At 72.7% G+C, this 10,592-nt stretch carries 9 protein-coding genes; 5 read left to right on the top strand and 4 right to left on the bottom strand.

Translation table 11 applies throughout. The features are described from left to right. Nucleotides 1-96 precede the first annotated feature (96 nt). The 4 genes from AC1MIR_RS01680 to AC1MIR_RS01665 are packed head-to-tail and all read right to left on the bottom strand — an operon-like array spanning nt 97 to nt 5,091. A complete protein-coding gene (locus tag AC1MIR_RS01680) occupies nt 97-1,701 on the bottom strand; it encodes an ABC transporter substrate-binding protein (protein WP_480026454.1) in 1,605 nt (534 codons plus the stop codon). Between the two features lie 58 nt (nt 1,702-1,759). Next, nucleotides 1,760-2,734: a class I SAM-dependent methyltransferase gene (locus AC1MIR_RS01675; protein ID WP_480026453.1), complete on the bottom strand. Its 975-nt coding sequence runs from the start codon at nt 2,732-2,734 to the stop codon at nt 1,760-1,762. A 9-nt stretch (nt 2,735-2,743) separates the two neighbouring features. Further along, nucleotides 2,744-4,267, bottom strand: a complete 1,524-nt coding sequence (locus AC1MIR_RS01670; protein WP_480026452.1) for an aldehyde dehydrogenase family protein — start codon at nt 4,265-4,267, stop codon at nt 2,744-2,746. Further along, complete coding sequence (locus tag AC1MIR_RS01665; protein WP_480026451.1) at nt 4,264-5,091, bottom strand: NAD(P)-dependent oxidoreductase; 828 nt, start codon at nt 5,089-5,091, stop codon at nt 4,264-4,266. Before AC1MIR_RS01665 ends, AC1MIR_RS01670 begins: the two co-directional genes overlap by 4 nt. Before the next feature lie 108 nt (nt 5,092-5,199). Between AC1MIR_RS01665 and AC1MIR_RS01660 the strand changes: the two genes are divergently transcribed. From AC1MIR_RS01660 to AC1MIR_RS01640, 5 genes are all read left to right on the top strand, one after another. Beyond that, nucleotides 5,200-5,694, top strand: a complete 495-nt coding sequence (locus AC1MIR_RS01660) for a GtrA family protein (RefSeq protein ID WP_480026450.1) — start codon at nt 5,200-5,202, stop codon at nt 5,692-5,694. Then, complete coding sequence (locus tag AC1MIR_RS01655; protein ID WP_480026449.1) at nt 5,678-6,646, top strand: glycosyltransferase family 2 protein; 969 nt, start codon at nt 5,678-5,680, stop codon at nt 6,644-6,646. The genes AC1MIR_RS01660 and AC1MIR_RS01655 overlap by 17 nt, the downstream gene beginning before the upstream one ends. 200 nt (nt 6,647-6,846) lie before the next feature. Beyond that, nucleotides 6,847-7,356 carry a hypothetical protein gene (locus AC1MIR_RS01650; RefSeq protein WP_480026448.1) on the top strand — a complete coding sequence of 170 codons (510 nt, stop codon included), beginning with the start codon at nt 6,847-6,849 and terminating at the stop codon, nt 7,354-7,356. Nucleotides 7,357-7,361: 5 nt separating this feature from the next. Next, nucleotides 7,362-9,116 carry a type I secretion system permease/ATPase gene (locus AC1MIR_RS01645; RefSeq protein WP_480026447.1) on the top strand — a complete coding sequence of 585 codons (1,755 nt, stop codon included), beginning with the start codon at nt 7,362-7,364 and terminating at the stop codon, nt 9,114-9,116. Next, on the top strand, nt 9,113-10,498 hold the full coding sequence (locus AC1MIR_RS01640; RefSeq protein WP_480026446.1) for an HlyD family type I secretion periplasmic adaptor subunit: 1,386 nt from the start codon (nt 9,113-9,115) through the stop codon (nt 10,496-10,498). Before AC1MIR_RS01645 ends, AC1MIR_RS01640 begins: the two co-directional genes overlap by 4 nt. Nucleotides 10,499-10,592 lie beyond the last annotated feature (94 nt).

Here is a 10,592-nt window from a genome sequence, read left to right as displayed (position 1 = left end):
GCGGCCGGGGGCTGTCCGCCCCCCCCGCGCGGGGGCGGCGGCGCGGCGGGGGGGGGGGGCGCCGCGCCCGGCGTCACGCGCGCCGCGTGCTTGCCTTCACGCGCGCCGCACGTTCCAGAACAGCGGCGGCTGGCCCTTCAGGATGCCGGTCAGGTTCCGCCGGTAGGCCGTGGGCTGGTAGTACATGCCGGTCGGCACATAGGGCACCTCCTCGAAGGCGATGCGCTGCATCTCCGTCGTCGCGGCCTTGGCCGTGGCCTCGTCCGGCGCGTCGAACCAGGCGTTGCGCTGCGTCTCGAGCGCCGGGATGGTGGGCCAGCCCGGCCAGGCATTGTCGCCATGGCCGCGGATCGCGGCATGGCTCGCGGGGTTCCAATGGTCCACGCCCGACCAGAAGGTGAAGAAGCCGGACCAGCCGCCCTGCTCCAGCGGGTTCTTGCTCGCGCGGCGGGCCACCATGCTGCCCCAGTCGGTGCTGACCAGGTCCACGTTGAAGCCCATGCGGCGGAACAGGTCGGCGCCCACCAGGCTCGCCGCGTTGATCGAGTAGAGGTCGGTCGCGTTGATCAGGATCAGCCGCGCGCCCATCGCGCCGGCGGCCTGCAGCTCCGCCCGCGCCGCATCCACGCTCTTCTTCAGCTTGTCGAGCCCGACGGTGGAGGCCGAGGGGCTCTCGGGCGCGAAATAGCCGATGCCCTCGCGCCGCAGGTCGGGCCTGCCCTCGACGCCGGTCGTGCCGATCACCGCGGTCATGAAGTCGATCTGGTTGACCGCGGTCACCACCGCGCGGCGCACCGCGGGGTTGTTGAAGGGCGCGGTCAGGTGGTTCGGCCGGAAGATGCCGATCAGCCCCGAATTGTTGATGATGTCCACGGCGATGTTGCGGTTGCGCGTCATCAGCGGCAGCAGGTCGGCCGTCGGCTGTTCCCACCAGTCGATCTCGCCGGACTGCAGCGCCGCCGAGGCGGTCGAGGCATCCGGGATGATGTGCCACTCGACGCGGTCGAAATGCGCCACCTTCGGCCCCGCCGTCATGCTCGTCGTGCCGGAGGAAACCGGCACGTAGTCGGCATTGCGCTGATAGACCAGCCGCGATCCCGGCACCCACTCGTTCTGCACGAACCGATAGGGGCCGCTGCCGACCGCTTCGGTGATGTTCTGGAACGGGTCCACATTCGCCAGCCGCTCCGGCATCACGAACAGGCAGCTCGTCGTGACCTTCGAGAAGGCCTCGATCATCTTCGGGAAGGGCCGGTTCAGGCGGATGACGAAGACGCGGTCGCTCTCCTCCGTCATCTCCGCCACGCGCGCCATCAGCTCCTGGCCGAAGGCGTCGCGCCGGCCCCAGCGGCGGATCGAGGCGATCGCGTCCCGCCCGCGCACCGGCGTGCCGTCATGGAACTTCAGCCCCTCGCGCAGCGTGAAGCGCCAGAGCAGCCCGCCATTCTCCACCACATGGCCCTGCACCATCTGCGGCTGCGGCTCGAAGCGGTCATTCATGCCGTAGAGCTGGTCGTACACCAGCATGGCATGGTCGCGCGCGATGAAGGCGGTGTTGGTGAAGGGATCGATGTTGCCCGGATTGGCGTGCGGCACGTATTTCAGCGTGCGCGCGGCCGCGGGCTGGGCGATGGCGAAGCGCGGCAGGGCGGCGGCTGCGCCAACGGCCGCGGCACCGGCGAACAGGTCGCGACGAAGCATGTTCGGGTCGTCTCCAGAATGAAGCGATGGCGAGGCTAGCGGCCTGCGGGCATCTCCCTCAAGGGGAACCGGTCGGGCGCTGAACGACGAAACGGTTCGAAACCTGGGTGATGCGGGCCAGGGAGTTGTCCCGGTAGCAGGCCAGCACCCGGCAACCCGCCTCGGCGATGGCGTCGAAGACCTCCGCCTGCGGCAGGGCATGCAGCTCCTGGTCCTCGATCGCGTCCATGCCGGCCAGATACTCCGCCAGCACGAAGCGGTAGCCATCGAGGAAGACCGGCAGTTGGAACACCGCGACGCCGCCCGGGCGCAGCGCGGCGAGCATCCGGCGCAGCAGGAACAGCATCACCGGCGGCGGGTTGTGCTGCAGCACGATGCGCGAATACAGCAGGTCGCAATCCGGCAGGGCCAGCGCCGCCGGGTCCTCGATCCGCAGCAGCGCGACATTGCCGACCTCTTCGGCCGCCAGATGGGCCCGCGCGAGTTCGAGATGCGGCGCCGAGACGTCGAAGCCGCTCACGCGTTCCGCGAAGCCGGCCAGGTGCCGCGTCACCCGCCCGACGCCACAGCCGAGCTCGACGCCATGCGACCAGCCCGTGGTCTTCAGGCCATGGCCGGCAAGCTCCGCCGCCAGCATCTCCGCCTCCGCCTTCCCGGTGGCCAGGAAGGCCGGCATCGTCTGCGCGATGCGCTCCGGCTTGTAGGCGGCGTGGCTCACCACGGAGAAATGCGGCTCGACCTCGCCCAGCCGGCTCCAGACGCGGCGCACATGGGCGAAGAGGCGGGCGAGGTCCTCGGGCGAGCATTCCGTCTCGACCGGGCCATGCGTGCGCGTCGCGGCCCAGCCGGTCGTGAAGCGCAGGATCTCGCGCGCATTGGCGTGGCAGAATTCGGGGGCGTTGACGAAGATCGCACGCAGCGCCGCAAGGTCACGCGCGCCGGTCGCATGCGCGGCCACCACCGCCTCGTTCTCCGGCTCGCGGCCGAGGATCAGGCGATAGGCGGCGCGCACCTCCTCCGGCGTGACGGGCATGGCGCGCGCTCAGCCGGCCGCCGGCCGGTGGCCGAAGCCCAGAACCGGCGCCGCCGCGGTCTCCACCCAGACCGCCTTGGACTGCGTATAGGCGTTCAGCGCCTCGATGCCGGAGGACCGGCCATGGCCCGAGGCGCCGAAGCCGCCGAAGGGCACGCTGACATGGATGGTGCGGTAGCCGTTCACCCAGAAGGTGCCGGCGCGCACGGCGGCCGCCACGCGATGCGCGCGGCCGACATCCCGCGTCCAGACCGCGCCGGCGAGGCCGAAGGGCGTGGCATTCGCCAGCCGCACCGCCTCCGCCTCGTCCTCGAAGGGAATCGCGGCCACCACCGGCCCGAATATTTCGTCGCGCGCCACGCGCGATTCGTTCCCGACGCCCGCAAGGATGGTCGGCGGCACCCAGAAGCCGCCGGGCGGCCGCGCCGCGTCGCGCGGCGCCGCCAGCACCTGCGCGCCCTCCGCCGCGCCGGCGGCGATCAGCGCCTCGACATGGGCGAATTGCCGCGCATTGCAGACCGGCCCGGCTTCCGTCGTCGCCTCCATCGGATCGCCGAGCGCGATGCGGCGCGACGCCTCGGCCAGCTGCGCGACGAAGCGGTCATGGATGCTCCGCTGCACCAGCAGGCGCGAGCCCGCGACGCAGCTCTGCCCCGACCCGGCGAAGATCGCCTGCTGCGCGCCCTGCACGGCCAGCGGCAGGTCGGCGTCGTCGAAGACGATGTTGGCGCTCTTGCCGCCGAGCTCCAGCACGCAGGGGATGGTGCGCGCGGCGCAGGCCGCAGCGATGGCGGCGCCGGTCGCGGGCCCGCCGACGAAGGTGACCATCGCCACCTGCTCCGCCGCCAGCAGCGCCGTGCCGGTGGTGGCGCCGAGCCCCGCGACCACCTGCACCAGCCCCTCCGGCAGCCCGGCCTCCAGCGCCAGGCGCGCGAAGGCGAGCGAGGTCAGCGGCGTGTATTCCGAAGGCTTCAGCACCACGGCATTGCCGGCGGCGAGCGCGGGCAGGACATTCCAGCCGCAGGTGAAGAGCGGCGCGTTCCAGGGCGTGATCGCCAGCACCACGCCGCAGGGCTCCCGCCGCACATAGACGAGATGGCCGGAGGGCACGGGGATGGTTCGCCCCTCGATCTTGTCGCACCAGCCGGCCCAGTATTCGGCCATCTCCGCAACCCGGAAAACCTCGCCACGGCAATCGCGGATCGGCTTGCCGGTGTTGGCGCATTCGAGGCGCGCCAGCGCCTCCGCCTCCCGCCGCACGAGCGCCCCGAGCGCCCAGAGCCGGCGGCCGCGCGCGGCGGCCGGCAGGCCGATCCAGGCCTGCTGCGCGCGTGCCGCACCCGCCGCGGCCGCCCGCGCCACCGCCGGCCCGGCATCGGCATAGGTCAGCAGGGCCGCGCCGGTGGCCGGATCGAGCAGTTCGATCGGCGCGCCCTCGCCCTCCCGCGTCGCGCCATCCACGAGGCTGCCGACGCGCCCGCCGAGCAGCGTCTCTACCCCCTCCCGCGCGACGGTCGCCGCGGCGAAGCTCATGCCCGTCCCTCCTGCATCAGCAGCGCGGCGATGCGGTTGAAATCCGCGTCGTCCGGCAGCGAGGGCGTCTCCCAGGCCGCCACCGCGGCGCCGCAGGCCGATGGCTCGGCGCCGACCGCGCGCGCCAGGTCCATCGCCAGACGCGCATCCTTGCGCATCAACCCCGCCGTGAAGCCCGAATCGAAGCTGCCCGAGAGCACCCAGCGCGGCAGGTTCACCTCCGTCGCGGCGGAGCGGCCCGAGGCGGCGTTCACCACCGCCAGCAGCGCCTCGGCCGGGACGCCCGCGGCGGTGCCGATGCGCAGCGCCTCCCCGGCGACGACGAGATGCGTCGCGACCAGCAGGTTGTTGACCAGCTTCGCCACCTGCCCCGCGCCGGAATCTCCGACATGGACGATGCGGCCGGCGATGCGCTCCAGCCCCGGCCGCGCGCGCTCCAGCGCCGCCGCCTCGCCGCCGAGCATCACCGTCAGCGTCCCGGCCGCCGCCCCGGCCGGCCCGCCGGAGACCGGCGCGTCCAGATAGGCAAGCCCGGCCGCCGCCGCCTGCGCCGCGAAGGCGCGGGCTTCGAGCGGCGAGATGGTGGAGGTGTCGGCGATCACCGCGCCCGGCGGCAGCGCGGGCAGCAGCCCGGCCAGCGCCGCGCCCACCGCCTTCGCATCCGGCAGGGAGAGCAGCACCAGCGGCGCCGCGGCCTCCTCCAGCCGGGCCACGCCGCCGCGACCGGGGGCGATGTCATAGGCCGCGACCTCGGCGCCCGTCGCCGCCAGTCGGCTCCGCATCGCCGCGCCCATCCTGCCGAGGCCCACCAGCCCGATCCGCATCCGCACCGTCCCGTCTTCCGGGGCGGCAGGGTTGCAGCACGGCCAGGGCCCGTCCAGCCGCCGGCCCCTGCCTTGGAACGGACACCGGTCCGTGCTTTGAGCGCCCCCATGGACCGCCTTGCCGCGCCGCCGAGGAGACCGATGCCGGGCGATGCGCTGCTGCGCCGCCTCGCCGCCCGCCTCGGCCCGGCGCGCAGCCGCACGCTGGCGCAGTTCCTGCGCTTCGGCGTGGTCGGAACGATCGGCTTCGTGGTGGACACCGCCGTGCTCTATGCCGGGCTGGCGCTCGGCCTCGGCCTCTATGGCGGGCGCGTCGTCTCCTACCTGGCGGCGGCGACCACGACCTGGGCGCTGAACCGCGCCTGGACCTTCCGCGGCCAGGGCAGCGGGCCGGCGATGCGGCAATGGGCGGTCTTCGTCGTCGTCAACCTGGTCGGCTTCACCTTCAACTACGGCACCTATGCGGCGCTGGTCGCCGGCCTGCCGGTGGTGGCGGCGCACCCGGTGATCGGCGTCGCCGCCGGGGCTCTGGCCGGGATGGTGGGGAATTTCGTGCTGTCGCGCCGCTTCGTGTTCGGGGGATCGCGTGCCACAGGATCATGAGACCCCGCCGGGCGGCCGCGCGCCGCGCATCGCCGTGCTGGTCCCCTGCTACAACGAGGAGGTGGCGATCCCGCGCGTGGTCGCCGCCTTCCGCGCCGCCCTGCCGCACGCCACCATCCATGTCTACGACAACAACAGCCGCGACCGCACGGCCGAGGTGGCCGCCGCCGCCGGCGCCGTCGTGCGGCGCGAGCCGCAACAGGGCAAGGGCCATGTCATCCGCCGCATGTTCGCCGATGTGGAGGCGGACGTGTACGTGCTGGTGGACGGCGACGACACCTACGAGGCCGCCGACGCGCCGGAGATGATCCGCATGCTGCTGGCCGATCAGCTCGACATGGTCACCGGCGTGCGCGTGACCGACGCCGCGGCTGCCTACCGGCCGGGCCACCGGTTCGGCAACCGCGTGCTGACCGGCGTGGTGCGGCTGGTCTTCGGCGACCGCATCACCGACATGCTCTCCGGCTACCGCGTCTTCTCCCGCCGCTTCGCGAAATCCTTCCCCGCCCTCGCCTCCGGCTTCGAGACGGAGACCGAGTTCACCGTGCATGCGCTGGAGCTGCGGATGCCGGTGGGGGAGCTGCGCACCCGCTACCGGGAAAGGCCGCCGGGCAGCCAGTCCAAGCTGAACACCTGGCGCGACGGCCTGCGCATCCTGCGCACCATCGGCCTCCTGGTCCGGCGGGAGCGGCCCCTGCCCTTCTTCACCGCGGTCTCCGCCGCCGTCGCGGCACTGTCGCTCGGCCTGGCGGTGCCGGTGCTGCAGACCTTCTTCGAGACCGGCCTGGTGCCGCGCCTGCCCACCGCGATCCTGTCCATGGGGCTGATGCTGCTGGCCTTCCTGCTGCTTGCCTGCGGGCTGATCCTCGACACCGTGACCCGCGGCCGGCTGGAGGCGCGGCGCATCGCCTATCTCGCCATCCCCGCGCCCGACTTCCAGCCGCGGGCGTGAAGCATCGCCTTGCAGCCGACCGTCACGCAACAATACTTACAAAGTAACGATCCGGTGGTGCCGTGCGGCCGGCGCCCAACTCCGCGTTTTGTGAGCCCGCCAGGTCGTGCTAGCTTGCGGTTACGGCGCGCGGTGTCGCCGGACGGTCAAGGTCGCCTAACGATCTCTTCATCCGGCATGGTACAGAGCGCCAGATCCTCATGACGGCATCGGCTACAGAAACGACCGGCGACGCGGGCGCCGAGCGTCAGTCGCCCGGCCCCGCGCCGGCGCGGCTCAACCGCCTGGCCGGCACGGCAGGCCCGGTCGGCATCGCGAGCCCCGACGCGGCGCCGGAGGTTCCGTCGCTCCGCGACTTCCTCGGCACCGAGGAGACGCGGCTGCGCGACATTCTGGCCTTCGGGCTGGCGGTGCAGGCCGGCCGCCCGCCCGGCCCCGACGGCATCGAGGGCCTGCGCCGCAGGGCGGAGGCCGATCTGCACGCCCATGCCTTCCGCCTGCTGCACAACCAGGTGGAGGAGATCCGGCGCCAGGCGGTGGCCGAGCAGCTCGACCGCATGCCCCGCCCGCTCGGCTTTCCCGGCGCGGTGCTGGCCAATCTGGCCGCCCTCGCCCTCGCGGCGGTGATCGGGGCGGTGGCGCTGGCGCTCGACCCGACCATTCCCTCGCGCCTCGCGCAACTGCTCGCCCGCCTGTCCGGAGGCGCCTGATCGCCATGCTGCGCCCCATGCCGCTCAACATGCAGTTCCCCGAGCGGCCGGGGGAGACGGTGCTGTCCAAGGCGGTCGCCGCCTGCCGCCGCCAGATCGCCGGCGTCGCGCTGTTCAGCGGCATGGTGAACATGCTGCAGCTCACCGTCTCTCTCTACATGATGCAGGTGTTCGACCGGGTGCTCTCCACCCGCAGCATGGACACGCTCTACTACCTCACGCTGATCGCGGTCTTCGCGCTGCTGGTGATGGCGGTGCTGGACGGGCTGCGCGGCCAGGTGATGCAGCGCATCGCCGGCTGGGTGGAGGGCAAGGCGGCGCCGGAGGCGTTCCTCCGCGCCATCGAGAGCCAGCTGCGCAACCGGCCCTACCGGATGGAGGCGCTGCGCGACCTCGCGGTGTGCCGCAGCTGGCTCGGCTCGCCCGCGGCGCTGACGCTGTTCGACGTGCCCTGGGTGCCGATCTTCCTCGCGGTGATCTTCCTGCTGCACCCGATGCTCGGCGCCATCGCCCTGTTCGGCGCGCTGCTGCTGTTCCTGCTGACGCTGGCCAACGAATGGGCGACGGGCGCGCTGCTGCGCAAGGCCTCGACCGGCGCCATGGCCAGCCAGCGGCGGGCGGAGAGCATGGTCCGCAACGCCGAGGTGATCGACAGCATGGGCATGGCCCCGGCCATCATGCAGCGCTGGCGGGAAGGTCTCGCGGCCTCGCTGCCGCCGCAGGAGCGCGCGGCGGACCGCGCGGCGATGCTGCTCTCGATCACCCGCTTCTTCCGCCTGGCGGTGCAGGTCGCGGTGCTGGGCTACGGCGCCTTCCTCGTGCTGCAGCAGGAACTGACGGCAGGCGCCTCGATCGCCGCCTCGATCATCATGGGCCGGGCTCTGGCGCCGGTGGAGCAGATGATCGGCGGCTGGAAGCAGCTGGTGCAGGCGCGGCAGGCCTATCGCCGCCTGCTCGGCTTCCTGGCGCTGCCGCGGCTGCGCCCACCCGGCATCGCCCTGCCGCCGCCGACCGGGCGCGTCGCGGCCGAACGCGTGACCTTCGGCTTCCCCGGCCAGCCCGTGGCGATCATCAAGGGCGTGTCGTTCGGGCTCGCGGCCGGCGAATCGCTGGCGGTCATCGGCCCCTCGGCGGCCGGCAAGACCACGCTGATCCGCCTGCTGATCGGCACCCTGCAGCCTTCCGCCGGCACGGTCCGGCTGGACGGCGCCGATGTCTTCACCTGGATGCGCGAGGATTTCGGCAAGTATGTCGGCTACCTGCCGCAGGACGTGGAGCTGTTCGACGGCACCGTGCTGCGCAACATCGCCCGCATGGCCGATGCCGAGCCTGAACTCGTGTTCGAGGCGGCGAAGCTCGCCGGCTGCCACGAGATGATCCTGCGCCTGCCGCAGGGCTACGACACCGAGATCGGCGATGGCGGGCAGCATCTCTCGGGCGGCCAGCGGCAGCTGATCGGCCTCGCCCGCGCGCTGTTCGGCAGCCCCAAGATGGTGGTGCTGGACGAGCCCAACTCCAACCTCGACGGCGATGCCGAGCAGGCGCTGATCCGCGGGATCGAGGAGCTGAAGCGCCGCGGCACCACGGTCATACTGGTCTCCCACCGCCCCACCCTGGTGCAGGGCGTGGACAAGGTGCTGCTGATGCGCGACGGCGCGGTGGAGGCCTTCGGTCCGCGCGCCGAGGTGCTGAAGCGGCTGGTGCAGCAGCAGAGCCGGCCGGCCGAGGTGCCGGCCCGCGTCGAAGGTGGCGCCCGATGAACCAGATCACGCTTCCCGGCAAGGCGGCGGTGGCGCCGGCCTCCGGCAGCGTGCCGGCGCTGTGGCAGCCGCCGGCCGAGGAGCTGATCCTGGATGCGCCGAAGCCGCGCACCCGCGTGCCCATGCTGCTCGGCTATGCCGTCGTGCTGCTGTTCCTGGTCGGGCTCGGCAGCTGGGCGGCCTTCACGCCGCTGGCCGAGGCGGCGATCGCGCCCGGCGTGCTGAAGGTGGAAGGCACCCGCCGCACCATCCAGCATTTCGAGGGCGGCATCGTGCGCGAGATCCTGGTGCGCGACGGCGACGAGGTGCGGCGCGGCCAGGTGCTGATGCGCCTCGACCAGCCGCAGGCCCTGCAGCAGACGGAGACGCTGCGCAGCCAGCGCTGGGCGCTGCTGGCGCAGGATGCGCGCCTCGTGGCCGAGCAGAACGAGGCCGCCGCGGTCACCTTCCCGCCCGAGTTGATCGGCGCCGACTTCGCCCGCGCGCAGGACGCGCTCAACGGTCAGCGCGCCCTGTTCGAGGCGCGCCGCGTCGCGCTCGAGAGCCAGCTCAACGTGCTGCGCGCGCGCATCGAGCAGTTCCAGGCGCAGATCCGCTCCGGCGAGGCGCAGCGCGACGCGCAGGAGCGGATGCTGGTCCTGCTCCGCGCCGAGGAAGTCAACACCGCCCGGCTGCTGAACCAGGGCTTGGCCCGCCTGCCGCAGCTGCTCGCGATCCAGCGGCAGGTCGCCTCGACCGAGGGCAACATCTCCGACCTGCGCAACCAGGCCGAGCGCAGCGACGCCCAGATCGCCGAGGCCGAGCGCGAGATGCGCCGCCTGCGCGACCAGCGCGCCCAGGAGGTCTCGGCCGAGCTGCGCGAGGTGCGGGTGAAGCTCGCCGAGGCCGAGGAGCGGCTGCGCGCCGCCGAGGATGTCTCGACCCGGCTCGAGATCACCGCGCCGGAAGCCGGCAGCGTGCTCAACCTGCGCGTCTTCACCATCGGCGCGGTGATCCGCCCCGGCGACCCGGTGATGGACCTGGTCCCGCGCGAGGACCGGATCATCGCCGAGGTGAACGTCCAGCCGAACGACATCGAGGTGATCCATCCCGGCCTGCTGGCCGAGGTGCGGCTGCCCGCCTTCAAGCAGCGCCTGGTGCCCTACCTGCACGGCCACGTCACCTTCGTCGCCTCCGACGTCACCCAGGACGAGCGGCGCGGCATCGCCTATTACCGGGTGCATATCGAGATCGACCAGGCGCAGCTCCAGGCGCTGGAAGGCGTGCAGCTGCGCCCGGGCATGATGGTCGAATCGATGATCCAGACCGGCACGCGGTCCTTCGGCCGCTACCTGCTGCAGCCGGTCTTCGACAGCTTCCACCGCGCCTTCCGCGAGCAATAGGCGCCCCCGCATCGCGCGCCGCCCCCCCCCCGGGGCGGCGCGCCCCCCCCCCCCCCCCCCACACCCCACACCGCAGACCAAAAGGGAGCCCCCC

The sequence above is a fragment of the Falsiroseomonas sp. RANM36 genome (assembly GCF_056682175.1).
This window is presented reverse-complemented; position numbering and strand designations above follow the sequence as displayed.